Origin of the sequence: Parabacteroides sp. AF27-14 (genome assembly GCF_003635425.1) — a bacterium.
GTDB classification, from domain to species: domain Bacteria; phylum Bacteroidota; class Bacteroidia; order Bacteroidales; family Tannerellaceae; genus Parabacteroides; species Parabacteroides distasonis.
The window spans coordinates 55,354-80,440 of the sequence record NZ_QTLZ01000002.1 but is presented as its reverse complement, the minus strand read 5'-3'; the positions used below and the strand labels follow the sequence as shown (position 1 = coordinate 80,440).

Sequence of the window (25,087 nt, the reverse complement as noted above, 5' to 3'; positions counted from 1 at the left end):
GCTACGTCATCAATCCACCCAAACAGAAATCCAAACAACAGCCCATCCTTTCCATGGCTTCTTTTATGGATTTCTATCTGGAATAGCATTGATCGCTTTATTTCTTTTATTCTTTAAATACAAACAATAATATGATTATATACAACAACACAGGAAAAATCTTATTGGACATTCCGGTAAATGATGATAGTTATCGCTACCGGGCCATTATGCAAGCGAAGAAGATCGAACTTCATTACTCGCTTCCGGGACACGTGGAAGTCCCAACGGGCTCTTATATAGAGTTCCAAGGTGAGCGGTACACATTGTGGTACCCCGAGAATTTCGAGAAAAAAGGGACACGGATCTTCGATTATAAAGTCATTTTCGGTGGCAATGAGGAAATCTTGAAAAAATACAAATACAAGCTGTTGACCGAGAAGCCTTACAAGCTAAAGTTCCCGATGACGGCGAAACCGGCACTATTTCTCAAGCTTTTGGTAGAAAACCTAAACCTGTATGACTCCGGATGGACAGTAGGGAACTGCATCGAGGCGACAGAGAAGTTACTATCATTCAATCACGAGAACTGTTGGACCGTACTCGGGCGACTGGCGCAAGAGTTCAATACCGAGTTCGAGGTGGTCAATAAGACCATACACTTGGGAAAGCTGGAAAAGTTCAAGGATAATCCCGTAGCGCTTAGTTACGGAAAGGGGAATGGATTCGTACCCGGAGTAGGAAGGACAAACCTTGGCGACAACCTACCCGTAGAGATTCTGTACGTACAGGGGGGAGAGAAGAATATAGACTTCTCCTCCTATGGCAGCCAAACCTTGTTACTCCCGAAGTCACAGACTTTGGAATATGAGGGAAGAACCTACAAGACCGATCCGGACGGAATGTACGTGACTAGGGCAGACAAGACATTATCCTCACGGAACGAGGACAGCTTCGACGCCAACCATATTTATCCGAGCAGGGTAGGAATGATATCCAAGGTGGACACGCTACCGGGAAAGGACTCCGACGGGAAAGACCTTACATTCTACAATATATTTGACTCGGATATACCTGCGGACCTCGATTTCGCCAACTACCAGATCAAAGGTCAGAACATGACGGTCATATTCCAATCCGGACGGCTCACCGGACGGGAGTTCGACGTAAAATACATCCATAAAGACCGTAAGTTCGAGATCGTTCCTAACGATCAAGATGGACACTCTTTGCCGAATAGCGACCTATACCCAAAGGCCGGAGACAAGTATGCCGTCTTCAACATATCACTCCCAGCCGCCTATATCTGTGATAACACCAGCAAGACAGGCGCAAGCTGGGACATGCTCAAGGAAGCGGTATGCTACCTGTATGAACACGAGGAGCAACAATTCACCTTCTCCGGGTCCCTGGACGGCATCTGGGCCAAGAAGAACTGGCTGGCTATCGGAGCCAAGCTCGTTCCCGGGGGATATGTCGATTTCTCCGACACCCAGTTTCAGCCGCAGGGCATATTGATCAGAATTACGGGAGTCCGGGATTACATCAATAAACCGCATAGTCCCGAGTTGGAATTGAGTAACACCCCTGTCTCTGGCTTTCTGCAAGATCAAATCGGCAAGTTGGAAGCAGAAGAGATCAAGAATGAGAAAAAGTATAAAGAAGCTCTAGCGCTTACTATGCGCCGATGGCGTGACATGGTAGAAACCGGTAAAATGTTGGAAAACGCAATAGAAGGATTCAGTGCTTCCATCAATCCTATCACAATATCAACGATGCAAGCTCGTATCGGGTCAGAGCAATTACAATACAGATATGTCAATAACAAAACTAATCCGATAGAGTATTTACCATATTTTGAAATCAATAATACCACTAAGGTATTTATTGCCCCTGTCGGTATCATTCAGCATATGACATTAGGGATCGATTCGATTTCCACATCCCATAATGCATCAGAATATATGTTTTGGGATATAGAAAGCTATACATCCCCCTATTTGGGTGATGATAAATCACCCTTCTATCTATATCTCAAATGTGCAAAAAACAGTTCAAAAGGAACATATCTTTTGACGAAAGAAGCTTATCCCCATATCGAGCCGGGAGATGGATATTATTATTTTCTAGTAGGAACCTTAGGCACTGAATTCGATGGAAAAAGAAGTTGGGAAACCATCTATGGATACACAGAGATTTTACCTGGACGAATGACAACCAAACTCATCAAATCTCCAGACGGCTCCATGTATATCGACTTGGTTGACCGTGTGATATGTGGAAACATGAAGTTCCTTGGAGGCACGACCGGATATGACAATATAAAGGATAAGCCGGATCTATCAGGAATCGTTCGAAGTGTCAATGACGCTTTATCAGAGGCGGAAGCCGCAAGTAACGCTGCTAATAACGCAAATGCGGCAGCTGGTACAGCCCAGACTACGGCGAATGGAAAAGCACGAGTATTTTATGAAACAAGTGTTAGTGGTCCTATATTCGGAGTGAAAGAAAACGATCTTTGGGTAAATGGAGTAGATATCAAGAGATGGAATGGAAGTTCTTGGGTTCTTGTCTCTTCCTATGATAATACAAGGACGAGGATCAATGGCGGGCTTATCACGACAGGAGCCGTAGCCGTAGGTCCTGAAGGAAATCCAACCGGTGGAATATGTGGCACTGGTACAATCCGTATATGGTCGGGAGGAGGATGCAATGATAAAGGTGTACCTACGAAACCAACTTTTCAAGTTGAATCGGATGGACGAATTTCTGGAAGTAACTCCATCATCTGCAGGAATAAAAACAATACTCCAGAATGTGGCTTCGCCAGTGATGGAACTTCTTTCGGTAATGTTTCAAACCTTGATATAGGATCTGTTCGTATATGGGCTGGTGCATCTTATGAGGGGAGGGATAATGCAAATTTCAGAGTAGGCTTGGGAGGGTTAGTATATTGTCAAGGTCTAATGTTCTCAAAGCAGCATTACATGTATAATGCAGCTTTGGCTATTCATAATAACGGGCAGATAACGCTAAGAGCTACCGATAATACTCGTAAGGCCATAATACAGACTACACCCAACTATTCCAACTCTGTAATGGAGCTGACAGATACATTTGATTCAGCTACAGCTATGAATGTACCTGCTATAGTGTCATTAAAATGTGGACGTTCTGCCTATACTAATTACCCAAGAACATGGATAGATTGCACGCATGCAGCGGGATGGGGATCTAAATTTACTGTTCAATCCAGATATTTCAATGATCAAAATGAAATGGAAAGAACTGTAATAAACGTAAAAGAAAAAGGCAAGGTTAATGATAATACAGCAAAAATGCAGTCCACTAATCAGTTAGGTGTTTAGCTCATAATACTGCATAAGCTGAAAAAGGAGGTTCGATAAAAGTTGCGAAAGACTTCAGTTCCCATATCGTTACTGATATAATAGGAACAAGAAACGGTACAACAGGTTATATTTCAGTAATTTGCACAATTTTTCATACTTGGAGACAACTCGCTTGATATTAACTTTGTAACAATCAAAAAAGTATGAAAACGAGTATGAGCAGATCGACTTTCAAAATCCTCTTCTACGTGAAGAAGGGCAGCGAGAGAGCCAACGGCTATCTCCCCCTGATGTGCCGTCTTACGGTGGACGGCGAAATCAAGCAGTTCAGCTGCAAGCTGGACGTACCCCCGAAACTTTGGGACGTGAAAACGGCACGTGCCACCGGCAAGAGCGTCGAGGCACAGAAAATCAATGCGGCGGTTGACCGGATACGTGTGGACGTGAACCGTCGTTACCAGGAACTGATGCAGTCCGACGGCTATGTCACTGCTGCCAGGCTGAGGGATGTCTACCTCGGACTGGGCGTGAAACGGGAGACTTTGCTGAAACTCTTCGAACAGCACAACGAGGAGTTCATCAAGAAAGTGGGACACAGCCGCGTACAGGGGACATACAACCGCTACCGTACCATATACAAGCACCTGTGCGAGTTCGTCCCGAAAGTGTACCGACGTGACGACATCCCCCTGAAGGAACTCAACCTGACCTTCATCAACAACTTCGAGTATTTTCTGCGTACGGAGAAGAAATGCCGCACCAATACCGTATGGGGTTACATGATCGGGCTCAAGCACATCATCTCCATCGCCCGCAACAGCGGTGCACTTCCCTTCAATCCCTTCGCCGGGTACATCAACTCCTTCGAGAGCGTTGACCGGGGCTACCTGACGGAGCGTGAGATACAGACGCTGATGGAGGTCCCGGTGAAAAGCGGGACCTGCGAACTGGTACGTGACCTCTTCATCTTCTCGGTGTTTACCGGACTGGCATACGCAGACGTGAAGGCGCTGACGACTGACCGGCTCCAGACCTTCTTCGACGGCAACCTCTGGATCATCACCCGCCGGCGGAAGACGAACACCGAGTCCAACATCCGCCTGCTGGACGTTCCCAGGCGCATCATAGAGAAGTACAAGGGGCTGTCCAAGGACGATCATGTATTTCCGGTACCGAGCAGCAGCAGATGCAACGTCATATTGAAGGAACTTGGTAGGCAGTGCGGTTTCAAGATACGGCTGACCTACCATGTTGCCCGGCATACGAACGCCACCACCGTGCTGCTCTCGCACGGTGTGCCCATCGAGACCGTAAGCCGTCTTTTGGGTCATACGGATTTGAAAACCACCCAGATATATGCCCGGATAACCAACCAGAAGATCAGCAGCGACATGGAAGTCCTGTCCCATAAGCTGGAAAAGATGGAGAAGGAGATATGCGATGCCATCTGAGGGAAGGCATTTACGGGACGAGTGATTTTTCCCCTTCTTCATCAAAGTTCCGCCGTCCCCGCGGATCTGCGCGTTTTCCCTCCGGTTTCCGGCAGAAAATTTCCGTACGGTGAAATTTTCTGCCGGAAAAACGCTCCGAATGCGCGGGTGACGGACGGGAAAATTGATTCAGAAGGCGAAAACTGCGACCGACGTAGTGCATGTGCGACAAGGAAAAAGGAAAAGAATTGTCCAGGAGCCCCTTTTCATGTCGGGATACGGCATGAAAAGGGGCTCCGGCTGTGGTGAAGGCTCTCCTGCTCCCTCTGCATTGCATGTACGGGTGGTTTTGCCCATATCCACGTCCGCCGGTATTGCTTCTTTTCCGACAGCCGACCATCCTGTCACTTCCCTGTAATCCTCCTCAAAATCAACACCGCCGTATAAACTGCATGAAAACCCGGGCACGCTTCCTGTTTCCAATCCCATATCCATTCCTTCCGCAACATCACGTATTGCCGTTCTCATTTCATATCCTTGAATATTTCTCCAAACATACCGAAGACAGAAAAGCTGCATGGAATCTAAATTCTCACCGGACAGACAATAGATAGAAGGAAGTAATCTGTCATCCTCATTTCTTGCGGCAAAAATAGTTGTTTTTCAGGCCGGTCCCGCAAGGCGGCCCTGCGGGCTGGTTGCTCGTGAAAAAATCTTCCTCACGCTTCGCGTGAGCGTATTTTTTCACGGCAAGCCTTGCCGGAGACCGCCGAAAAACAAACTGGAGGAAGCACAAGAAATAAGAATGCCTACCCGTGTAGGCCATGTATAACTCAAAAAAAACATAAGGCTATGGCAGACAAGAGCGCAGAAAAGGAAAGACTGTTCAACGAGTGGTTCACAAAATCCTATGACAGGTTGAGAGGGACGTTACGCCGGTACGGAATGCTGGACGAGGACAATTTCCATGACACCTACCTTTTCGTAAGAAGGCAGGTGCTGGTTCCCGGAAAGGACATAACGGACTATGACGCGTATTTCATCGGATGCTACAAAAAGGCGGCCCTGGTAAAGATTAAAAGGGAGAACCGGTATGCACACCCTGAAGATGATTTCTTCCTCCGATGTGGCGAGGAGGCAAAATTCCTTTCCGAGGACGACCTGAACGGGTGCGAGAGGCTGGTTAAGGACATACTGCGTTTCGTAAGGCAGAAGTTCTCCTACGAGGAATACCGGATGTTCATGCTCAGGTTCTATGAGGCGCAGTTCTCGTTCAAGGCACTGGCGGAATGCATGGGTATCTCGGCATCGGCCATATCGCAGAAAGTATGCAGGATAGTGGACGCGGTACGTACCCACAGCGGTTTCGCATGGAGAAGCCGGATGCTGGCGGTGGAAAGCTTCATGTATTGAAAAACGAAAACAGTTCAACCGATAAAAGAAAGACAATTATGGCACTGATAGTATACAACAGGGAAAACTCCCGTCCGCAGGAAGTCACATACAAGGGAAAGCGGACCATCAACCTTGACAGCAGGGGAACCGTCTATCTGTCAAAGACGATGTCAATCGAATTGGGAATCCTCGGCGGTGGACGGGTGAACTTCGCCCACGATGACGAGACGGGTGACTGGTATATCTGCCGGGCCGACGACAGCGAGGGGTTCATCGTCTGGAAGGATAAAAGATGCGCAAGGTTCTCGGCCGGGTTTATCGTGCAGAGGCTCATGCGGCAGGCGAAGGTGGAGAGGAAGAGCGTGCAGTTCATGATGGCGAGGATGCCGGTAGAGATTGGCGGGGTGGCCTATTACAAGATACTGCTCTCGAATCCGATACTCAGATAGAGGCATGGGCCGGAGTAGTCCGGCTGTATATGACATGATGGAGACAGGCGCATCCGACGGGACAGGAGCCCGGAGGGTGTGCCTGTTTTTATGCGCCGCCATGTTTACACACGGACATGCGGTTGTCACCGGCCGGCATAAGGTCACTCCGGCAAGACCGGGAAACAACATTGCCGGCGGATAATGATATCAGTACGGGATGTGCCGCCATTACAGGAACGGACCGTTCCACCGATACACGGGCAGCCCGCCCCAATTTCAGAATAACATAATGACATAATAAAATAAGGGTCTTTTTTTATAATGGAATCCCCGTATCTTATTGCCATACCGGAAAAATGTTTCCATGTCCCGCCATGTTATGCCAATGTCGTCACCGGATCATAATTTATAAAGAAAACACTCTGTGTATAAATACTTTATGAGCAAATTAAAGTCGTTCATCCGGTGGAAAGAAAACGAAGGGACGGCCGGTATGACAACCGCCCGCCCCTTCATTCACGATCCCGTACGGAACTTTTCTAAAGTTCCTCCGGTCTGGTTCTCGCCTCCCTGTAGCAGCCGTCAAGCAGCTTCTCGATGTCGGAAGAACGGTACAGAATCTTGCCGCCCAGCCGGGTGAAGGCAAGCAGGCCGCTGTCCCGGTACTGTTGCAGGCTGCGGCGGCTCACTTTCAGCTTTTCAGCCAGTTCGCGGTCCGTATAGAAGTTCTCGCCCGCCATCGCCGGTGACCTGCCGGCAAAGAGACGCTCCATGGAAACGGAGAGACGCTCGACGGTAGAGAAGAACTCTCTTATATGCTCGCTGCTCTCACGGGTGAGCAGACGGTTATCGGTATTCATCATGACTTGATCTTTTTTTGTTCGACATTCGTTTTTCATGGCCTTTCAGATCGACCTTCCCATACTTTCAGCCCGCTTGCGGCGCTCCTCCACTATCCGGATGATACTTTCCACGTCCCCGGGCTTGTAATAAGTCTTGTGACAGATCTGTGTGTATGCCAGCGTGCCGTTGTCACGGAGGGTCTGCAGGGTTCTCGGGCTGACCTTCAGCAGCAGGCACACCTCCTGGTTGTCCAGCCATTTCTTCTCCTCTATGTCGCCGTACAGCCGGCAGAGGGTGTCCAGCCGGTCCGCGAACGTCCGGAAGGCCGAGAGCATCGCCTCGAAGGTCCTTGCCTCAATGTTCACTATTTCCATAATCACTGTAATTTCAGGTTTGACATCTGTTTCATTCTCTCTTCGGATCCGGATTCCGTGCCGCAATTTAGTGAATCCCAGCGGAACATCCTGAATTTCAAGACAGGATGACTACCTTTGACACCATATGCGTGCCTGTTTCATCCGCAAAGTAAATGATTGTTCCCGGATATGGTTCCGGCCCTTCATCAGATGTCATTATATGTCATCAGATGTCCGGAATAGATATTCAATTGGAATCGAAGCGATCTTTCTTTTTCATAAGATGTACTTTTATTGATTTATACAATAGAAAGATGCGCCAAATGTTATCGTGGAGACGCTTATGAACATGACGGATGTCCATCAGTTTTGTCCCATCCCGGTAAAGAGGCCGGTTATCAGGATGTTCTTCCATATCCGGACTGAAAGATGCCTGCCGGACAAACACTGATGCGGGCATCAGTGTTTGTAACCGGCCATTAATAATTATAACCAACCATTAATGACCGGTTATAATCATTAATGGTTGCAATCGGTCTTTAGTGATTGCAACTGCATCCGTAAAGTTCATGCCCTGCTTCCGATGCGTATAATAATGAAGTTCTCACCGTCCGTACACCCTGAAGCAGAGAATGATACAGAAGAATACGCCAACAGAACCCTAAGTGTCGATCCGTCTGTTTTTTATCGTTTTATTTGCCGGCGACAATCGGTTTCCCGGTATATGGGAAACCATCGTATCAACGTAAATCCAAGTTTCTATGAAAGAAGGAAAAGAAGACATGCCCCTTGTGGGAAAAACGATGGCGGAAGGACATACGCACCGTATGGCCGTCCTGTGTGAGAAGTTGGGAAGTACCCTCAGGGAGATACTTGACGGAACCTGCCCACAGCCGGCAAAGCCGGAGAAGGCACCGAAGCGCCCGGCTTTGGAAAAGTATCGGGAAACTTATCTCATTCCCCCTAAAATCAAGGGACCTAAAGCCGTGTTCATCAGTGAGGAAACTCGTAGTGCCCTGGACATGATCGTCCTGAGACTGGGCTGCCGGGGAATGAGCGTATCCGGGCTGCTGGAGAATCTGGCAAGACGGCATCTTGAAACCTACCGGCAAGACATCGAACGCTGGAGGAAACTTTAGAGTACCGGTGACTGTCAGACCGTGTGAATGACTGCCGGTCGTATATCAGCCGGAACGGATGACTGTAGAAAATATATGTACACCTCCGGCGGATATACTTTCATTGCCACCTTCCGAACCAGGAATGGAAACGGTTATCTGAAACCATTGATATTAATATTTCCTGTTGTTTTGAAGGGTGGATTCTGTAATAGTAATAGCAAGGTTATGTTTCCGGATTCCCGAAAACCCTTGCTCCCCAGCGCCCGGCGGTTGCAGGGAGGGTAAATCCACTCCCGCCGGTCGCAGATTTTGGAATGAAAGAAGTACGGACGAAAAAGAAAAAACATATGACAAAGGATATGAATGAGATGAAGAAAAAACGCGGCCGTCCGGCACTGGGCAGGACGCGGAAGCTGACCAAGGGAGTGACAGTGAAGTTCTCCCCCGTCAGCTACGAGGCTCTCAGATTCAGGGCAAGGAAGTCCGGCCGGAGTCTGGCGGTCTATATCAGGGAGGTGGCACTGGCGGCCACCGTTACGGCAAGGCATACGCCTGAAGAGAATGCGCTGCTGCGCAGCCTGGCGGGAATGGCGAACAATCTGAACCAACTGACAAAGCTCTCGCACCAGACAGGCTTTTACAGGACAAGGCTGCTGATAGACGGGCTGCTGGGAAAGCTGAAGCGGATCATGGTCTATCTTCTCGGTATGTTGAGCGACAGTCCTTTCAAGTTCTGACAAACGTTTATTAATGGAATACCCCTTTAAAAGATAATCCTTTAATACACTATTCGCCCATTTCCTAAAAAGGGTTGCGTTCTTGCTATTAACCCGATATCCTATTGACAGAATCGCATCAAGATTATAATATTTAGTAGTATATCTCTGTTTGCCGTCATTACCCATATGTTCCAAAATGGAACATGTGCTATCTATATCAAGTTCGCCGCTTTTGTAAATGTTGTTCAAATGTTTGGTAATAGCTGGCCTTTTAGTCCCGAACAAGTCGGCTATTTGTTCTTGTGTCAGCCAAACGGTTTCATCTTCCAACCTCACTTCCAACTTGACCGCTTCATCCGGCTGGTATAATATGATTTCTCCCTGTTCCATTGCTTACTTACCTTTTCTTAATTCATCAAGCCTCTGCATCGCACCGCTGAACTTCTCACCAAACATCATATCATCGGGCAAAACAAACCAGGTGGGAATACCTCTCGACTGTGGATTACCTATACATTCATCTTGCCCGTTCTGTTTGCGGTAATCGTCCCATTCACTATAAGCGATGTTCCAACGAATACCTAATTTATAGGTATTTTCCCATTTAATAATAGCCAGTGAATAGGCCGGATCATCTTTGCCGTCATAAATCACTTCTACAACTTCAACCACCCCTTTAGGGGAATTTATAAACTTCGGATTTTTATACGAATAAGTGCTCATGTCTTTTATTTTTTATTTATAGCACACAAAGATACTCAAAAACAAATATATACATATATACATACGTATGATTAACGTATAAAAACATTTATGGTTATTCTAATCTTTGATTAATTCCGGTACAGAAACAAAACGTACCGAAAGACGGAAACAGGATTTATTTCGGTACGCTTCCCCGATCGGTACAAAAAACACGCAAAAAACGAGAAATACTACTTTTAGTATTTTAGTATATTAGTATTTTAACTATATTTGCGGACATGACAACCATTTAAAAAACTGAATTTATGAGCAAAGCAAAAGTAATCTCCGTATTGAATCACAAGGGGGGAGTAGGAAAGACCACAACCACGATCAACCTGGGCGGCGCGTTACGTCAAAAAGGGTACAAGGTTCTTTTGATCGACCTTGACGGGCAGGCCAACCTGACCGAATCGCTGGGCTTCTCCGCGGAGCTTCCCCAAACGATCTACGGCGCGATGAAAGGCGAATACGACCTGCCGATCTACGAGCATAAGGACGGTCTTAGCGTCGTTCCCTCCTGCCTGGATCTCTCGGCCGTTGAAACGGAGTTAATCAACGAGGCCGGGCGGGAACTTATCTTAGCCCACCTTATCAAGGGCCAAAAGGAAAAATTCGATTATATCCTGATCGACTGCCCCCCCTCGCTGTCGCTGCTCACGCTTAACGCACTGACGGCCTCGGATCGGTTGATTATCCCGGTTCAGGCTCAATTCCTGGCAATGCGTGGAATGGCCAAACTTATGCAGGTCGTCCACAAGGTGCAGCAACGTTTGAACTCGGATCTTTCGATCGCCGGGGTCCTGATAACCCAGTACGACGGAAGAAAGAACCTGAACAAGAGCGTTTCGGAACTGGTACAGGAAACATTCCAGGGCAAAGTGTTCAGCACCCATATACGCAACGCCATTACGCTGGCCGAAGCCCCGACACAAGGGCAGGATATTTTTCACTATGCCCCAAAATCTGCCGGGGCAGAGGACTACGAGAAGGTATGTAACGAACTGCTAACAGAAATAAAGTAACCATATGGCAAAGAAGAACGATTTAAAAAACAGTATGTCGGCCGGGCTGACCGGGGGATTAGACAGCCTGACCCAATCCACGGCCGGGCAAAAAGAGGCTCAAAAGCCGAAGAAAGCGAAAACCGTGCATTGTAATTTTGTCATGGACGAAACCTATCACCAGAACTTAAAGCTGATCGCGATCCGCAAAGGCGATTCGCTAAAATCGGTATTGCAAGAGGCTATATCTGACTACTTGGATAAAAACAGTTCCCTGCTATAACAGCGTATCGGGAATATACAGGGCAAACACTCCACAAAAGAAATTCTCCAGGAAAAAGGTACGCAAAAAGCACCCCTACACATCAAAAAGTATATTGAAAATGCGATTCCCTATAAAAAACCCGTTGGCAGGGTTAATCTTGCGTATGTTTAACCTGCCAACGGGTACGATATTAATAAACGTTTGGATTAAGGTTGGACGTTTACGTCTTTATCTGCATCAACCCAGCCTGTTGTCTCTGCATCAAACTGGATCGGATTCAACACAGCCTCTCCCTGATCAGTATAACCACCACCGAAAATCAACGTGTAGATATGACGCTTGCCCTGTTCCCATGTATCTCCGAACGGAACATAAATTGTTTTGTATTCGCTTGCTGAACCCAACAGATAAGCTCCGGACTGCCGGATTTTGCAGGCGATCTCCAGATAACATTGCTTCGCATTATCGGCCTCCAACTTGCTTTTGGTGGCTGTTTCGGAAACTTTCCAAGCAGTCAGCTCCTGTGGTATATTCAGCATAGGAGTATTTGTGGTAATATCGGTAGCTTCGGTATTGCTATTGACCGTGATGTTTGCGTTTTTCACTACGGTAAATGCGTGTGGAAATGCTAAATCAGACGAACTCCAACTTCCCGTTCCATCGGCTGCCGCAGGCAATGTGAAGGCGCCGGCAAATTTGAAATTATGAATCTTGATCACGTCGATGTCCACCTGCATGTTATCGTATTGGGTCTTTGCTTTGAATACGACCTGTGACAGAATATGTTTGAAATTAAATTTCACTATTCCGTTGTTCATGTCTTTTGTCTGGCCTTTGGCCATGGCATACATCACGTCGTAGTTTGCATGAGTACCGGCTCCATACTCATCCATGCAGGTATAACTTATCTTTTGGACATCCTTGGTGGCTTCCCAACTATAAAACACCATCATGTCTTCACTAACCGTTCCGGGATTGAACGCGTAAAAGTCCAAAGCCTCGGTAGGCCAATAACGAAGGTCGCTCGCATTGTCATAATCCCACTTACCATTTTTGTACACGATCTTCACTCCGTCATGTTCAAATTCCGTGTCGTTCTTTCCCATGAAGGCAGTACCATCCGCCGTAAAAGCGAACACGTCGAAATCGGTGTTCTTCAAGTTGGTGTTGGTAGTAGGGGTAGCCCTCGTTTCCGCCGCATTACTTAACACGTTAAAACCAATCGCATTTCGTGAGGAGGTTTCCACATTCGCAATCTCCTCTTCTGAGCAACTCATCAGTAGTACTCCAAAGATTGCCCAAAGCATTACTGTACTTTTTTTCATAAAATGAATAAAATTGTTAATAAATATAATTAATAAAACTCGATTACAACACTATATCCACATTCACATCATCCCAATCATCAACGTCCACATCAAATCCCGGACCGCCACTTCCCGGCTCGGATGGTACCTCATAATCAAAATTCAACACCAGATGCACATCACCGATATGCCCCGCTACCGGGACATCATGCACTTGGTCGCTCACGTCCTGTTCCAATACAGACATGCTGCCTGAACGGTTCTTGAGATACAGCCGGAAAACATTGGGCTCTCCTTCAAGTGCGGAATGTCCAAACGTATAGAATCCGCCTATAATCTGATTCCGTGAAACCATTCCATCAAAGAGCAGGCTCTCCGAAAGATCGGCGGGCAAACTGTCGCCGGACATGTTAAGCGAGCCGGACATGCCGGAAAGAGCGGCCCGCAAATCCGCCACCCTGTCCAGTCCCCGAATTCCGTTCACCTCATACGTGTAGTGACATACCATGTTTACGGGAGTTAGCCGTATTATCTTCGTGCTTCCTTCCGGAATGTCCTTGAGGATAACTCTGTCTATATGGTCGCCACACAGCCAGGGTGGGGTGACGGCCATTGTCTGGTTATCCGGCGACCGAACATCACGCGTATCGGCAGTAAAAAGCGTGTAACTGCCGTTTTCTTTCCAAACCATCCCGTCGGTATCGTAGTTGAAGCAAATTACCCGGTAATCATTCTCGGGGAGCTCCACTTCCCCATCCTCTCCTCCGGGGAAATCAAATATCCACGTGTTGCTTTCATCATCGGTCGGATAAAATACGACCCTCATGCCTTCAGGCTTGTCATGATTGGAAATCTTGGTCCAGTCGAATACTACCCGCACCGTGGCAAAGTGCGGATGATCGTAACATAAATCCTTATGCTCACAAGCCGTCAGTCCCATCCATAAAAATATGAACACCAGACTAAAGCGTATCAGTATCACTGCCTGCCTCCTTTCTTCCGGCTATAATTCCCCCGCCCGATCAACCACACCAAAGAGATACCCGCCTTGGTCGGGCCGAACCAGCGGCGGTTTTTAGTGGTCTGCCATACATAGTGACCGTCCAAAGGGATGTACTCCTTGTACGATCCTCCAAGGTAGCCGATTCCCAACGTGAAATCCACATTGAACCGATGTCCCACAGGTAACGAGTAGCCGTAAGCCACGCCTCCCCCGTAACTCCATTTATCCCCCAAGTAACCTTTCCCACCCAATTCGAAATCATAGGTGACGATCTGCCCGTACAATCCGACATGATGCCCGGAAAACGGTTTTTCCACCGCTCTCCGACCGAACCAGCGGCGCAACTCCACATCTCCCCCATAGATACGCCAATAATTATGCTTCCGATCACTTTTCCACCAGGCATACATCCAATTCCCGGCCACAGACCAGTTCTTCCCCAAACAGAACTCAACCCCGATGTCAGGTATCAAAACAGCGTCATAAAGCAAGTTTGTTTTCACCGCCATGCAAAACGGCCGTTTCTTTACCGGAGCTATGACGGTAACGGTATCACGGATGCACAACGTATCACGTGTATGTATATATACCGTATCTCTGACGGGATTTATCGGATCACTATCATAGCATATTTTCACCATCGACGAACGAAGTTTCGGAAAATGGAATTTATACAAATATGAGTATGGCCTCCCCCCTTTCAGTCTTTTCAGTTCTCCCCCCCAATAAGGGCTATCCTGATTTTCCAAACGTACGATCTTCTCCAACAAACGAAGGACATCCTCCCTCTCCGGAACATTCACATCCGCTCTCACCATCGTTATAAGTCCGTTCCAGTCGCTTCCCGAAAAATGAAAATCCCTCTCCAATACCGGAATCTTTATATAAGGTGATATATACCGCCACAAAACCTCTGCTCGTTTTTCAGACAGCCTTCCATTCAACAGCCCCCCTCCTTCCGGGGAAGCTCCTCCTATTATTTGAATTTTCCTGATAAGACGGACGGAGTCGTTCAATGCGGAACAGATTTTAGCAAACCGCTCCATCTCGTTCCCATTGTCAAGTAAACATGTATCTATATTTACCTTTCCTTGATGAAAATAGATCCTTACCGAATCACGCTTCTCCTGAGCGGATATTTCTCCGCTTATACTCAACACGAGCACGAACAATACACATTTAATATAAAAAAACATCTTTTCGTCATTTAATCATTTGTTAATATGACAATCCAAACCCAGGCTTTTACACCCCTTGAATTTCGACCGCAAAATACACACCTATAAACCAACCTCCAAAGCAAAAAACAAGTATTTTAAACTTATAAATACTTAAAAAGACAACCACACAACAGCTACAACACTTACCACAGCAGCCAATCACGCTTACACAACAATTAAAAACACTTAACATCATAAAGAAAAGTACTTAAACATACAAAAAAAAAAAAACAGTTATTTTTGCAGGAAACATTATACTTAATAACACTTAAAACAATAAAACACATGAAAATCAGCACAAAAGCCGCTACTTTTCTAAGTTCAATAAAAACTCAAACTTACGACAAAAAAGAAAGAGAAATGATAATAACGTATCAACAAAAACGTGTCTTTCATCTATCCCTGCTCATGCTGGCCTTATGCGCACCCATATACATATATTCAGTTCCATTTCCCAATGAACAGTTTTATTATATTAACAGCGTATTATTCCTGTTTATCATTATGTGCACTCTCGCTTATTTTAAAAAGAGAGTAAATCTGACCACGACCTTTTCCATTATACTGATAGCCATACATATCGAAATTTTTATCGAGATAATTTATTGCTCAATATGTAGCGGATATGAATATAGTTATCAAAGAGCATTGATAATGAGTAACATTACTATCTCTCTCTTATTTACCATGCTTTCCATCTGTGCCTATATGAGTAATATCTCCATCCTATTGTCCTCCCTTACCATAGCTTCCTATACAATCTGCACACTTATCACCGACGAACCGTTCCTATACAGTTATCTGCCTTTGGTCATCATCATATACACCATGATCCCCTTATTAGGAAGATCCTTACACAGTAATATCAGCAGCTTGCTAAAAAGTAGCAACTTGCTAAAAGAGGAAGAGGAAATGCTTTTGAAACGTCTCCAAATGAAAAAGGAAGAACTATTCGCGTTCGCCGAGTTGTTAAGCGAGAATAACCCGGAAGAAAAGACAAGCTCCCTGTTAAGCATAATAGGGGAACAATCCAAAGAAAATCTTTTTACAGCCCTTGCCGCACACCAGAAAAAGGAAAAAAGTAAACTTGATACGATCAGGAGAATATATCCCTATTTATCCCCGTCCGAATTAAACATCTGCCGTTTAATACTGCAAGACAAGACCGTCAGCCAAATATGCGAATTATTACATCGGAGTAGCGGAAACATAACCAGCCAACGAGCGAACATACGTGCCAAACTCGGACTGAAAAAAAGCGACAATTTAAAAGAAGCATTACAAGAACGCATGAGGCTGTATGAAGAAGAACACCGGCAAGAGGACTTTTCAGCCATGCGTTAGGGATTGCAGAGTAAAGCCCACAGCCTTTAGGCGAGGACTTGAAACGTAAAGCCCGACCGTCCCACGGGAACGCCCAAAAGAAAAAAAATCCCCCGAACATTCATCCGGGGGACATTCAGGCCGTCACGTCAATTATAATACAGATTAAGATCATCCATACCGATCTCCTTCCCGTCCCGGAAAGAAAGGCTCTTTTTCTCGATCTCCTTTCCGTTCTTGTAAACGGTCACAACCCACTGCATCGGCTCGTTCACGACACCGTCCTCCCCGTCCACGACACTACCGGAAACGGCGAACTCGATCGCCTTTCCCGTCGTGGTTAACGTCACCTTTTCGACGGCCAGTTCTTCATCGCTTAGAATCAACGGGCTTGCGAGGCTTTCCCCCGTCGCCCCGTCTTTCAACCGCGTACCGTTGGCGACTACCACGACCGACTTAATGAAGCTGCGGAAATCTCCCGACTGCTCGATCGTTACCTCATACATCGCCCCTTTTCCTCCCGGTTCGTCGTCGTCCTTGCTGCAACCGACGAAACACAATGCCATGCACACGCATACGGCCGACAAATACAAATACTTTCTCATACCTTCAATTATTTAAGTTTATAAATAGATCACGCACCCCAGGCCGACATGGTTGTTATTCCGGAGAATGGAGTTAAACAACATTTCAAACCTGTATTCGGCAAAAAGAGCCACTTTCGGGCTTAGCAACATTTCCGGCCTTATCCCGACCTCGTATCCATACACGAAAGCCTTGCTTTTCGCCAGGTACACAAGATCGCTTTTCGCCTTGGCTTTCTGGTAGCCGATCGTCCCGGCTGCGATCCCCAGGAGCGAGAATTTCCGTCCTTTCAGGGCGTAATAGGCCAGCTCCGGGCCGACCGTCACGGTGTTTGCCTTTACCAGATCCCGGTTTAGATTCCGGTAATTAAGGTTTGCCCCCACCTTGAAAGCCTTGTACACCTTTCCAAAACCGAACGTCCCCTGCACCTGACTTTCATCCACGATATAGCCCAGCTTCACGTTCATATACTGGCTTCCGATATATTGTGCCCTGCACACGGCCACCAGGCACAAAAAGAGCGATAATACGGCAATTCTTCTCATATCTTCATTGATTTACTTGTATCGTTACATTCTCTTTCACTGGCAGACCGTAACGGCTTGAAACGGTAAACTCGATCACCGCCTGTCCGGTCGCATCCGGCCGGAACGTCACCAGGTTGTTTTTTCCAGTGCCACGCCCTCGCCCCTTGTCGCATCATACCCGGAAATATATACCCGGCCGCTTCCCTTTACGAACCTGGCCGACGCTTTCACCCCGTAAAGTTCCGTATCAAGCTGCAAATAAAATTCCGCTTCCTCCGATACCAGCATAAGATCCGGCACGTTCCGGAAGCGTATGTTTATCTCCGGGCTGGAAACTTTCAGCTTGATGCTGTCGGATCGTGTCACCAGTTCGCTGGCTACCCCCATGACGATATACGCCTCTCCCTCGGTTGCCGGGATAAAATCGAAATCCAGCCGATTGTTTGCCTTGAAATCATATTCAAACGTTTCTCCGGGGCTGTATTCGTTGTTATCCACCAGGATAACGCCGTCCCCGTCCCTGACCTCAAAGCGTGTCAATATCTGATCCCCGTTGTCCGGATCGAGATCCGAGATCGTAAGGGTGCAATTAACGGGCTTCCCCACTACGGCCGTACCCACGTCTATACTTTTCAGCGTCACGGAAAAATCCCGGCTGACAAGTTTCAGTTCGTCGTCGCAAGACAACAAAAAGACCAAAGCGCACAAGGCGGTAACTAATTTTCTCATACGATTTATTTTATTTGTTCACGATAATACGATCAAACAGAGCGTTCAGATCCACCCCTTTGCTCCTTAGAAAAGCGATGTATTTCACCACCACGGGGGCGGTTTCCGACTGCTCGATGTTGCAAAGCTGCTGGCGGCTGATCCCCATTTCCTCGGCAACACTTTTCGCCGTCAGGCTTAGCCTGATCGCATAATTACAGTTTTTCCTTTTCTTCCGTTCGGCAGTGCGTACCGCCATGCCCTTGTCTTTCCAGCCTGTTCCCGTCTTTTCCCTTTTCTTTCTCGTCCCTTGTTTTTTCTCCTTTTCCTGCCGTTTTCCCACGCTTTTTCGCTCCGTTTTCTCCGGCCTGCGGTGTAATGTGATGACACATGGTGTAATGTGTATCATAACATATTGCAAATCAATTATTTATCAATTTTTCTCCTATATATTTGCGGTGACAACATGAGTTATCAACACTAAAAATCAAAAATTATGGCAAAGAAAAATGCAAGGGAAGAACCCCCGAAACCGCAGGTCTCCGAAAACGAGCAGATGAGTGACATCGTGTTCATCCTTGACAAGATGGAACTGATTCTGGAAGCGGTGTCGCAAATCGGACAGGACGGAAAATTCAACACGGTAGCCGCCGACAGGCAGAACCGGAACTCCTTCCTGAAGATTGACCGCTATGCAGACGCCTTCGAGAACTTCATCAAGAACTTCTGGAGCCAGCTGAAAGACCCGACACGCTTCGGAATCCTCTCCGTCAAGGAAGACAGGCTGGACGACCCTGCCGTACAGCAGGCCATCGAGGACATCGCCGCAGGAAAAAAGACAAAAGCCGTGGAGGAATTTCTCAAGCAGTACGAGATTGTTCCGCGCAACAAGGAAAACCAAAGTATCAACCCCAAAAACCAAGAAGAAATGGCAAAGAAAAATGAAACCCAGCAGCAGGCTGCCGCAGCTGACAGCCAGCCGCAGAACCAGTCCCCCCAGTACCGTTACAACGAGTCCATGATCAACTGGGAACAGCTCAAGAATTTCGGAATCTCCCGTGAATACCTCCAGGAACGCGGACTGCTCGAACAGATGCTCAAGGGCTACAAGACCAACCAGGTCGTGCCCATAAGCATGAACTTCGGCTCGGCCGTACTGAGAACGGACGCACGTCTGTCCTTCCAGCAGTCCATGGCGGGCGAAGTGGTGCTCGGCATCCACGGTATCCGGCAGAAACCCGACCTTGACCGACCGTACTTCGGACACATCTTCTCCGACGAGGACAAGAAGAACCTGCTCGAAACGGGCAACATGGGGCGTGTCGTGGAACTGAAAGGACGCAACGGGGAATATATCCCATCCTTCATCAGCATCGACAAGCTGACCAACGAGGTGGTCGCCATGAAAGCGGAGAATGCTTTCATCCCGAGGGAAATCAAGGGAGTGGAACTGACAGAGCAGGAGCAGAATGACCTGCGTGAAGGCAAGAAGGTCTATGTAGAGGGCATGATCGCCAAATCCGGCAACGAGTTCAACGCCTTCATTCAGGTGAATGCCGAACGCAGGGGTGTCGAGTTCATTTTCGAGAACGACAAGCTCTTCAACCGCCAGACACTCGGGGGCGTGGAACTGACACAGAAACAGATTGAGGACCTGAACGCTGGAAAAGCCATCTTCGTGGAGGGAATGCAGCGCAAGGACGGCGAGGTGTTCTCCTCCTACGTGAAGTTGGACGAGGCGACAGGCCGCCCGTCCTACACCCGCTATAATCCGGACTCTCCGGAAGGCGCACGCGAAATCTATATTCCCAACGAAATCAACGGGGTGAAGATTACGGCGGAGGAACAGCAGCAGCTCCGTGACGGCAAGGTGATTTTCCTCAATGACATGGTGAACCGCAAGGGAGAGGAATTCTCCTCCTTCATCAAGGCCGACCTAGAAACGGGACGCCTGAGCTACTCCCGTACGCCGGACGGCTTCGAGCAGCGCGAGGATTTCAAGATTCCACCCAAGGTATGGGACGTGGAACTGACCAGACAGCAGCGTGCGGACCTGCAGAGCGGAAAGGCCGTGCTGGTGGAAGGCATCAAGGGATATGACGGGAAGACCATCTCGCAGTACGTCAAGGCGAACTTCAACCAGGGGCGTCTGGACTTCTACAACGAGAATCCTGACCGCAAGCGTGATGCCTCGCAGCGCAATGTGGTGGCCAACAGCCAGCGACAGGAACAGGGAAACCGCAAGTCAAAAGGTGCGAGCATTGCCTGACAACAGGTTACTGAAAAATGAATGTTGAATCAAAAAAAGAAAGAAATATGAAAAAGGAAAACGGAAACGACATGCCTTTCAAGGCTGATGAAGTGAACTGGGACGAACTCTCCGGTATCGGTATCATGAAGGACGAGCTGGAACTCTCCGGCGAAATGGACACCCTCCTCAGGGGAGAGAAAACGAAAGTGATGTCCCTGAGCCTCGTGCTCCTCGGCGTGGACGTGGTGATGGACGCCACGCTCCAACTGGTCCGTAAGGGCGAGTCCCCGCTACTGGAAATCCAGGGAGTGACACCGCTGGGCAAATAATCTGGGAGCAATTATCAAGTAAACCGATGTCTTACCGCCGTTTCCTGTCTTCCGCATGGAAAACGGGAAACGGCTTAATTTTTATCTTACAATATGATAGCAATCATCGCAGAAAAGCCGAGTGTAGGCATGGACATTGCCCGTGTAGTCGGGGCTGATACAAGAAATGACGGCTACTGTTCCGGTAACGGATATATGGTGACCTGGGCACTGGGACACCTCGTGTCACTGGCCATACCGGACACTTATGGTTATACGAAAACGGCGGAGGAGGACTTGCCGATGCTGCCGGACCCGTTCCGCCTGGTCTCCCGACAGATGCGCACGGACAGGGGAATGGTTACGGACATCGCCGCCTCGAAACAGCTGAAAGTCATAGAAAGCGTGTTCAACCGCTGTGACAGCATCGTCGTGGCTACCGATGCCGGTCGTGAAGGGGAACTTATCTTCCGCTGGATATACGACTTTCTGGGCTGCACGAAACCGTTCAGACGCCTGTGGATCTCCTCGCTTACTGACGAGGCCATACGAAAAGGTCTGGAGGAACTGAAGGACGGCTCGGAATACGACAGCCTGTATACCGCCGCCGACAGCCGCGCGAAGGCAGACTGGCTGGTGGGCATGAACGCCAGCCGTGCCCTGGCCATCGTTTCCGGCTCGTCCAACAACTCGATCGGACGGGTGCAGACTCCGACGCTCGCCATGATATGCAGCCGCTACAGGGAGAACCGCAGTTTCGTATCCACACCATACTGGCAGCTGCATGTCACCCTCAATGGCGGCACGTCACACCGCCGCTTCTTCCATCCCGCGACCTTTGACGACAGGCAGAAGGCGGAAGCCGCCTACCGCAGTCTCTCTCCCGATTCTTCGGCGACGGTCACGAAGGTGGAGCGCAGGAAAAGCCTGCAACAGCCGCCGTTGCTCTACGACCTAACGGCACTCCAGAAGGACTGCAACGTGCACCTCGACCTGCCCGCTGCAAAGACGCTGGACATCGCCCAGTCGCTCTACGAGAAGAAGCTCATTTCCTACCCGAGAACGGGAAGCCGGTATATCCCGCACGATGTGATGGCCTGCGTGCCCGGTCTGTTGGAAAGGATAATGGCCATGCCCGAATTCGCCACAAGTGCCGGAATCCTTGACTTTGCGCGTCTCAACACCCGTAGCGTGGACGACCGTAAAGTGACGGACCACCATGCTCTCATCACGACCGGCATCGCACCCGAAGGGCTTTCCGAAGCGGAGGAGGCCGTCTATACGCTGATAGCCGGACGTATGCTGGAGGCGTTCTCGCCCTGCTGCGAGAAGGAACTGATTCTTATGGAATGTCGCCTGGACAACATGGATTTCCGCTCGAAAAGTTCCCTTGTCGTCAGTCCGGGATGGCGCGGCATCTTCTGCAGGAAAGAGGACAGGCAGGACGACGAGCCGGAAACCGACGAGGGTACGGCCGTATTTGCCGAAGGGGACACGGTTCCTGTTTCAGGATTCGGACTGTCCCAGAAGAAGACCGTGCCCAGACCGCCCTATACCGAGGCCACGCTGCTGGCAGCAATGGAGACCTGCGGCAGGGAGATAGCCGACGAACAGGCACGCGAGGCCGTGAAGGAGCTGGGCATCGGCACGCCCGCCACAAGAGCCGCCATCATCACCACACTGTTCAAACGTGACTATATCGCCCGCTCCGGCAAGAGCATCGTCCCCACGGAAAAGGGACTCCATATCTACGATGCGGTGAAGGACATGCTCGTGGCGGATGTTTCCCTGACAGGAAGCTGGGAGAAGACCCTGCTCCAGATAGAGCGGCACACGCTCGGACCGGACACGTTCATGGCATCCATCACGGACTACACCCGCAAGGCTACCCGTGAAATCCTGAACCTCAGCCTTCCGGCGGCAGCCGCCCGCACATTCACCTGTCCCAAATGCAAGACCGGACACATTATCGTCAGGGAAAAGAGTGCCCGTTGCGACAATAAAGGGTGCGGACTGACCGTGTACCGCAGATTCCTGAACAAGGAACTGACGGACCAGCATCTGGAACAGCTTTTCTCCTCCGGTTCCACACGCCTTATCAAGGGATTCAAGGGAAAGAAGGGCGTGGCTTTCGACGCTTCGGTCACCTTTGACGCCGGGTTCACCCTGACACTCTCGTTCCCCAAAAACGGGAACGGCAGGAAAAGGAAATGATGAAGCCATCCCGATTCGCAGGGCAAAGGTCGCAGCCCGCCCGTTTCCACCGGCAAGGTCAGGCCTTACGGTTTCTGGGAAAAATCATCCTCGCCAGAGGCTCCGGTATTTTTCCCGAAAACCTTGCCTGTGGAGGCGGACTGCAAGAAAGCCCCTGAAACCGGGAATGGCATTCCCGCCAAACAAATGAAGATTATGAAAGCAAAAGAACGTATCAGAAAGATAGCGGACAGCAGATGGGCAAGGACACTCGCGCTGGCCGTAACAGCAGCCATCATATTCAGCTGGCTCTATTCCCACGGTATATCGCCTGTATGGACTGCCGTGGCCATCATCTGTTTCAGGGGACTCTTCAGGTTCCTCTACCGTATAGCCTGTTTTCTCGTGGCATTGGCAATCATTCTGTGCATACTGAGTTTTCTGGTCTTCTGAAATCTGACGATATGGAACATGCACGGAATTTATCATTGCAGCATAAGGGAGCTGTCCGGGAGCGGGCGGCTCTTTTTGTATCCGTCACAGCCGGAAATGACACGGAAAGAAAAGGGAATGGACGGAAAACACAGACATTGGCAAACCGAGAACTACAGGGCAAAGTTGGCAAACGCTTCTTGTCGGACGGCAAGGTCAGGCCGCAAGCGGTTTCGGAAAAAATCATCCTCGCTGCGCTCCGGTATTTTTCCCGAAAACCCTGCCTTTCCGGAAGCATTTGCCGTTGGGCCCTTGTAGTTCAACGGGCTGCCAAAGCCCGGGTATTCACAGTTAAAAATTAAAGAATATGCAACAAGCGATCATCACAAGACAGTCACCAGCTCCGATAGGGATGCCCGTGACAAGAAGACCGAAAGTACACGTCCCGCAACCGGCAATCAAGCTGCCGCCAAGGGGAACCACAGGTCCCGTTCACATCTCAAAGCTGCTGAACCCCGTTCTGGAAATATGCAGACATCCGGATAGGAACAGGCTGCTGGCTGAATTATTCAGCGAATATTGAAACACATCGTCTAATCATTTAATATCTGAAATTATGTTTTTTACAGCAATCCACCAGATGATGACGGAAAGCGTGGACCTCACGATCGTCATCCGCAAGACAAACGGACAACTGACCGTTTCCACATTGCCCAAATCGAACGGACTCAAGGACGAGGCCCAGAACCACATCGTGCCGCTGACTGTCACGGGCACACCGCAGGAACTTGACACAGGATTCCTGCAGGCAGTCACAAGACCGATACAGAAAGCGTGCGGGCTGATCTCCAACATGGCACAGTTTGAGGCACAGGCGGACAAGGCCGCCGCCAGCAGCAAGGCCGCCAAGGAAGCGAAATCCAAGGAGACGAAGGAAGAACGCGAGAAACGGGAGAAGTACGAGAAACTGATGAAGAAGGCGGAAGAACTGACAGCCGCCAGGAACCATCGGGAAGCCGTCAGCGTGCTTACACAGGCGAAAGCACACGCGAATGCCGCCCAGTTGAAGGAAATCGAGGAGAAGATAAAGGCAGCCGACACGGAAATGAACCGGGGAAGCCTCTTCGACCTGATGGAACAGGAGGCACAGCCGGAACCTTCGGTACAGCAGCAACAGCCACACTCCCAACAGCCGGTATACACACAGACACCGGTACAGAGAAATCCGCAACCGCAACGTCCGCAACAGCCGGTACCGCAGAGACCACAACAGGCATACACGCAGCATCCGCAACAGCCAGGAATATGGCCACCGCAACAACAGCCGCCACAGCCGCAAGCAAGACCGCAGATACAGCCGCACGCGCAATACGTACAGCTGACAGGCGGACAGCAGCCTTCCCAACCTCAATATCCGCCGCAGCCTGAAATTCAGGACTGGCAGGAAGAACGGTTCATGCAGGAGGACGAACAGCAACCGTACCTCTCCGATCAGGAACACCCCGCATACAGTGAGAAGGACTACGAGGAATACATCGATTTCCCGCAGTCCATGCTGGAACCCAAGTATTCACCTTATCAGACAGTTTAAGA

Annotated in this window: 28 protein-coding genes and 1 pseudogene; 17 read left to right on the top strand and 12 right to left on the bottom strand. The window is 48.9% G+C overall.

What is annotated here, in order from left to right; all coding sequences use genetic code 11:
• Positions 1–131: 131 nt before the first annotated feature.
• The 5 genes from DWY79_RS02485 (at position 132) to DWY79_RS22675 (ending at position 6,787) form a co-directional block, all read left to right on the top strand.
• Positions 132–3,347 (top strand): hypothetical protein, encoded by a 3,216-nt coding sequence (locus DWY79_RS02485; RefSeq protein WP_122368785.1) that lies wholly within the window; start codon positions 132–134, stop codon positions 3,345–3,347.
• A gap of 185 nt (positions 3,348–3,532) precedes the next feature.
• The gene (locus DWY79_RS02480) at positions 3,533–4,780 is read left to right on the top strand and encodes a site-specific integrase (protein WP_004330052.1); all 1,248 of its coding nucleotides are present in this window, start codon (positions 3,533–3,535) and stop codon (positions 4,778–4,780) included.
• 831 nt (positions 4,781–5,611) lie between these two features.
• The gene (locus tag DWY79_RS02460) at positions 5,612–6,172 is read left to right on the top strand and encodes a sigma-70 family RNA polymerase sigma factor (protein WP_004330050.1); all 561 of its coding nucleotides are present in this window, start codon (positions 5,612–5,614) and stop codon (positions 6,170–6,172) included.
• A gap of 38 nt (positions 6,173–6,210) precedes the next feature.
• A complete protein-coding gene (locus DWY79_RS22680) occupies positions 6,211–6,603 on the top strand; it encodes a hypothetical protein (RefSeq protein ID WP_004320820.1) in 393 nt (130 codons plus the stop codon).
• Positions 6,604–6,607: 4 nt separating this feature from the next.
• A complete protein-coding gene (locus DWY79_RS22675; RefSeq protein ID WP_081443390.1) occupies positions 6,608–6,787 on the top strand; it encodes a hypothetical protein in 180 nt (59 codons plus the stop codon).
• Between the two features lie 337 nt (positions 6,788–7,124).
• Here the strand turns inward: DWY79_RS22675 and DWY79_RS02445 are convergent, their stop codons facing one another.
• Together DWY79_RS02445 and DWY79_RS02440 are read right to left on the bottom strand one after the other, a co-directional pair.
• The gene (locus DWY79_RS02445) at positions 7,125–7,448 is read right to left on the bottom strand and encodes a helix-turn-helix domain-containing protein (RefSeq protein ID WP_004295308.1); all 324 of its coding nucleotides are present in this window, start codon (positions 7,446–7,448) and stop codon (positions 7,125–7,127) included.
• Between the two features lie 42 nt (positions 7,449–7,490).
• Positions 7,491–7,802: a helix-turn-helix domain-containing protein gene (locus DWY79_RS02440; RefSeq protein WP_004330047.1), complete on the bottom strand. Its 312-nt coding sequence runs from the start codon at positions 7,800–7,802 to the stop codon at positions 7,491–7,493.
• Positions 7,803–8,545: 743 nt separating this feature from the next.
• On the opposite strand from DWY79_RS02440, the gene DWY79_RS02435 reads away from it, so the two are divergent.
• Together DWY79_RS02435 and mobC are read left to right on the top strand one after the other, a co-directional pair.
• Positions 8,546–8,923, top strand: a complete 378-nt coding sequence (locus DWY79_RS02435; protein WP_004330044.1) for a DUF3408 domain-containing protein — start codon at positions 8,546–8,548, stop codon at positions 8,921–8,923.
• Between the two features lie 329 nt (positions 8,924–9,252).
• On the top strand, positions 9,253–9,642 hold the full coding sequence (gene mobC / locus DWY79_RS22945; protein WP_014776481.1) for a plasmid mobilization relaxosome protein MobC: 390 nt from the start codon (positions 9,253–9,255) through the stop codon (positions 9,640–9,642).
• On the opposite strand, the pseudogene DWY79_RS22940 reads toward mobC, so the two are convergent.
• Together DWY79_RS22940 and DWY79_RS02425 are read right to left on the bottom strand one after the other, a co-directional pair.
• Positions 9,598–10,014: pseudogene (locus DWY79_RS22940) on the bottom strand (virulence RhuM family protein); the annotation flags it as partial. The gene mobC and the pseudogene DWY79_RS22940 overlap by 45 nt on opposite strands.
• 3 nt (positions 10,015–10,017) lie before the next feature.
• Positions 10,018–10,347 carry a hypothetical protein gene (locus DWY79_RS02425; RefSeq protein ID WP_004327465.1) on the bottom strand — a complete coding sequence of 110 codons (330 nt, stop codon included), beginning with the start codon at positions 10,345–10,347 and terminating at the stop codon, positions 10,018–10,020.
• Positions 10,348–10,634: 287 nt separating this feature from the next.
• Here DWY79_RS02425 and DWY79_RS02420 point away from each other — a divergent pair, with 287 nt between their 5' ends.
• Positions 10,635–11,393, top strand: a complete 759-nt coding sequence (locus DWY79_RS02420) for a ParA family protein (RefSeq protein ID WP_005868802.1) — start codon at positions 10,635–10,637, stop codon at positions 11,391–11,393.
• A 4-nt stretch (positions 11,394–11,397) separates the two neighbouring features.
• Positions 11,398–11,655 (top strand): hypothetical protein, encoded by a 258-nt coding sequence (locus DWY79_RS02415; protein ID WP_004328504.1) that lies wholly within the window; start codon positions 11,398–11,400, stop codon positions 11,653–11,655.
• A 188-nt stretch (positions 11,656–11,843) separates the two neighbouring features.
• Here DWY79_RS02415 and DWY79_RS02410 read toward each other — a convergent pair whose 3' ends face one another.
• From DWY79_RS02410 to DWY79_RS02400, 3 genes are read right to left on the bottom strand one after another with little or no spacing between them, the layout of a single operon-like run.
• Complete coding sequence (locus DWY79_RS02410; protein WP_122368784.1) at positions 11,844–12,962, bottom strand: fimbrillin family protein; 1,119 nt, start codon at positions 12,960–12,962, stop codon at positions 11,844–11,846.
• 43 nt (positions 12,963–13,005) lie between these two features.
• Positions 13,006–13,926, bottom strand: a complete 921-nt coding sequence (locus tag DWY79_RS02405; RefSeq protein WP_007856438.1) for a DUF5119 domain-containing protein — start codon at positions 13,924–13,926, stop codon at positions 13,006–13,008.
• A complete protein-coding gene (locus DWY79_RS02400) occupies positions 13,923–15,143 on the bottom strand; it encodes a DUF3575 domain-containing protein (protein ID WP_009276883.1) in 1,221 nt (406 codons plus the stop codon). The genes DWY79_RS02405 and DWY79_RS02400 overlap by 4 nt, the downstream gene beginning before the upstream one ends.
• A gap of 309 nt (positions 15,144–15,452) precedes the next feature.
• Here DWY79_RS02400 and DWY79_RS02395 point away from each other — a divergent pair, with 309 nt between their 5' ends.
• Positions 15,453–16,511, top strand: coding sequence for a LuxR C-terminal-related transcriptional regulator (locus tag DWY79_RS02395; RefSeq protein WP_122368783.1), 1,059 nt, complete (start codon positions 15,453–15,455; stop codon positions 16,509–16,511).
• Positions 16,512–16,639: 128 nt separating this feature from the next.
• Here DWY79_RS02395 and DWY79_RS02390 read toward each other — a convergent pair whose 3' ends face one another.
• The 4 genes from DWY79_RS02390 to DWY79_RS22935 all read right to left on the bottom strand — a co-directional run bounded on the left by DWY79_RS02390 (position 16,640) and on the right by DWY79_RS22935 (position 18,719).
• The gene (locus DWY79_RS02390) at positions 16,640–17,095 is read right to left on the bottom strand and encodes a DUF4425 family protein (RefSeq protein ID WP_014776477.1); all 456 of its coding nucleotides are present in this window, start codon (positions 17,093–17,095) and stop codon (positions 16,640–16,642) included.
• 18 nt (positions 17,096–17,113) lie between these two features.
• Positions 17,114–17,620: a conjugal transfer protein TraO gene (locus DWY79_RS02385; RefSeq protein ID WP_122265227.1), complete on the bottom strand. Its 507-nt coding sequence runs from the start codon at positions 17,618–17,620 to the stop codon at positions 17,114–17,116.
• Positions 17,621–17,728: 108 nt separating this feature from the next.
• On the bottom strand, positions 17,729–18,331 hold the full coding sequence (locus DWY79_RS02380) for a hypothetical protein (RefSeq protein WP_227045006.1): 603 nt from the start codon (positions 18,329–18,331) through the stop codon (positions 17,729–17,731).
• A gap of 10 nt (positions 18,332–18,341) precedes the next feature.
• The gene (locus DWY79_RS22935; RefSeq protein ID WP_233563934.1) at positions 18,342–18,719 is read right to left on the bottom strand and encodes a hypothetical protein; all 378 of its coding nucleotides are present in this window, start codon (positions 18,717–18,719) and stop codon (positions 18,342–18,344) included.
• A gap of 87 nt (positions 18,720–18,806) precedes the next feature.
• Here DWY79_RS22935 and DWY79_RS02370 point away from each other — a divergent pair, with 87 nt between their 5' ends.
• From DWY79_RS02370 to DWY79_RS02360, 3 genes are all read left to right on the top strand, one after another.
• Positions 18,807–20,579, top strand: a complete 1,773-nt coding sequence (locus DWY79_RS02370) for a DUF3945 domain-containing protein (RefSeq protein ID WP_075965624.1) — start codon at positions 18,807–18,809, stop codon at positions 20,577–20,579.
• A gap of 47 nt (positions 20,580–20,626) precedes the next feature.
• Positions 20,627–20,890, top strand: a complete 264-nt coding sequence (locus DWY79_RS02365; protein ID WP_075966082.1) for a DUF4099 domain-containing protein — start codon at positions 20,627–20,629, stop codon at positions 20,888–20,890.
• A gap of 93 nt (positions 20,891–20,983) precedes the next feature.
• A complete protein-coding gene (locus DWY79_RS02360; RefSeq protein ID WP_122265229.1) occupies positions 20,984–23,083 on the top strand; it encodes a type IA DNA topoisomerase in 2,100 nt (699 codons plus the stop codon).
• Between the two features lie 65 nt (positions 23,084–23,148).
• On the opposite strand, the gene DWY79_RS22545 is transcribed toward DWY79_RS02360, so the two are convergent.
• Complete coding sequence (locus tag DWY79_RS22545; protein ID WP_158593836.1) at positions 23,149–23,361, bottom strand: hypothetical protein; 213 nt, start codon at positions 23,359–23,361, stop codon at positions 23,149–23,151.
• Between DWY79_RS22545 and DWY79_RS22930 the strand changes: the two genes are divergently transcribed.
• Genes DWY79_RS22930 through DWY79_RS02340 form a run of 4 tightly spaced genes read left to right on the top strand, consistent with a single transcriptional unit; the run spans position 23,279 to position 25,085 of the window.
• Positions 23,279–23,515: a hypothetical protein gene (locus tag DWY79_RS22930; protein WP_055300465.1), complete on the top strand. Its 237-nt coding sequence runs from the start codon at positions 23,279–23,281 to the stop codon at positions 23,513–23,515. The two genes, DWY79_RS22545 and DWY79_RS22930, sit on opposite strands and share 83 nt — an antisense overlap.
• 11 nt (positions 23,516–23,526) lie before the next feature.
• Positions 23,527–23,856 carry a hypothetical protein gene (locus tag DWY79_RS22925; protein WP_229101631.1) on the top strand — a complete coding sequence of 110 codons (330 nt, stop codon included), beginning with the start codon at positions 23,527–23,529 and terminating at the stop codon, positions 23,854–23,856.
• A 5-nt stretch (positions 23,857–23,861) separates the two neighbouring features.
• Positions 23,862–24,077 (top strand): hypothetical protein, encoded by a 216-nt coding sequence (locus tag DWY79_RS22920; RefSeq protein ID WP_075965632.1) that lies wholly within the window; start codon positions 23,862–23,864, stop codon positions 24,075–24,077.
• A gap of 33 nt (positions 24,078–24,110) precedes the next feature.
• Entirely contained in the window at positions 24,111–25,085 is a 975-nt protein-coding gene (locus tag DWY79_RS02340) for a PRTRC system protein E (RefSeq protein WP_075965633.1), read from the top strand.
• The last annotated feature ends 2 nt before the right edge of the window (positions 25,086–25,087 follow it).

Coding starts and splice junctions, on each gene's coding strand:
- DWY79_RS02485 (WP_122368785.1), top strand. CDS start 132: ATGATTATATACAACAACACAGGAAAAATCTTATTGGACATTCCGGTA.
- DWY79_RS02480 (WP_004330052.1), top strand. CDS start 3,533: ATGAAAACGAGTATGAGCAGATCGACTTTCAAAATCCTCTTCTACGTG.
- DWY79_RS02460 (WP_004330050.1), top strand. CDS start 5,612: ATGGCAGACAAGAGCGCAGAAAAGGAAAGACTGTTCAACGAGTGGTTC.
- DWY79_RS22680 (WP_004320820.1), top strand. CDS start 6,211: ATGGCACTGATAGTATACAACAGGGAAAACTCCCGTCCGCAGGAAGTC.
- DWY79_RS22675 (WP_081443390.1), top strand. CDS start 6,608: ATGGGCCGGAGTAGTCCGGCTGTATATGACATGATGGAGACAGGCGCA.
- DWY79_RS02445 (WP_004295308.1), bottom strand. CDS start 7,448: ATGATGAATACCGATAACCGTCTGCTCACCCGTGAGAGCAGCGAGCAT.
- DWY79_RS02440 (WP_004330047.1), bottom strand. CDS start 7,802: ATGGAAATAGTGAACATTGAGGCAAGGACCTTCGAGGCGATGCTCTCG.
- DWY79_RS02435 (WP_004330044.1), top strand. CDS start 8,546: ATGAAAGAAGGAAAAGAAGACATGCCCCTTGTGGGAAAAACGATGGCG.
- mobC (WP_014776481.1), top strand. CDS start 9,253: ATGACAAAGGATATGAATGAGATGAAGAAAAAACGCGGCCGTCCGGCA.
- DWY79_RS02425 (WP_004327465.1), bottom strand. CDS start 10,347: ATGAGCACTTATTCGTATAAAAATCCGAAGTTTATAAATTCCCCTAAA.
- DWY79_RS02420 (WP_005868802.1), top strand. CDS start 10,635: ATGAGCAAAGCAAAAGTAATCTCCGTATTGAATCACAAGGGGGGAGTA.
- DWY79_RS02415 (WP_004328504.1), top strand. CDS start 11,398: ATGGCAAAGAAGAACGATTTAAAAAACAGTATGTCGGCCGGGCTGACC.
- DWY79_RS02410 (WP_122368784.1), bottom strand. CDS start 12,962: ATGAAAAAAAGTACAGTAATGCTTTGGGCAATCTTTGGAGTACTACTG.
- DWY79_RS02400 (WP_009276883.1), bottom strand. CDS start 15,143: ATGTTTTTTTATATTAAATGTGTATTGTTCGTGCTCGTGTTGAGTATA.
- DWY79_RS02395 (WP_122368783.1), top strand. CDS start 15,453: ATGAAAATCAGCACAAAAGCCGCTACTTTTCTAAGTTCAATAAAAACT.
- DWY79_RS02390 (WP_014776477.1), bottom strand. CDS start 17,095: ATGAGAAAGTATTTGTATTTGTCGGCCGTATGCGTGTGCATGGCATTG.
- DWY79_RS02385 (WP_122265227.1), bottom strand. CDS start 17,620: ATGAGAAGAATTGCCGTATTATCGCTCTTTTTGTGCCTGGTGGCCGTG.
- DWY79_RS02380 (WP_227045006.1), bottom strand. CDS start 18,331: ATGAGAAAATTAGTTACCGCCTTGTGCGCTTTGGTCTTTTTGTTGTCT.
- DWY79_RS22935 (WP_233563934.1), bottom strand. CDS start 18,719: ATGATACACATTACACCATGTGTCATCACATTACACCGCAGGCCGGAG.
- DWY79_RS02370 (WP_075965624.1), top strand. CDS start 18,807: ATGGCAAAGAAAAATGCAAGGGAAGAACCCCCGAAACCGCAGGTCTCC.
- DWY79_RS02365 (WP_075966082.1), top strand. CDS start 20,627: ATGAAAAAGGAAAACGGAAACGACATGCCTTTCAAGGCTGATGAAGTG.
- DWY79_RS02360 (WP_122265229.1), top strand. CDS start 20,984: ATGATAGCAATCATCGCAGAAAAGCCGAGTGTAGGCATGGACATTGCC.
- DWY79_RS22930 (WP_055300465.1), top strand. CDS start 23,279: ATGAAAGCAAAAGAACGTATCAGAAAGATAGCGGACAGCAGATGGGCA.
- DWY79_RS22545 (WP_158593836.1), bottom strand. CDS start 23,361: ATGATGGCTGCTGTTACGGCCAGCGCGAGTGTCCTTGCCCATCTGCTG.
- DWY79_RS22925 (WP_229101631.1), top strand. CDS start 23,527: ATGGAACATGCACGGAATTTATCATTGCAGCATAAGGGAGCTGTCCGG.
- DWY79_RS22920 (WP_075965632.1), top strand. CDS start 23,862: ATGCAACAAGCGATCATCACAAGACAGTCACCAGCTCCGATAGGGATG.
- DWY79_RS02340 (WP_075965633.1), top strand. CDS start 24,111: ATGTTTTTTACAGCAATCCACCAGATGATGACGGAAAGCGTGGACCTC.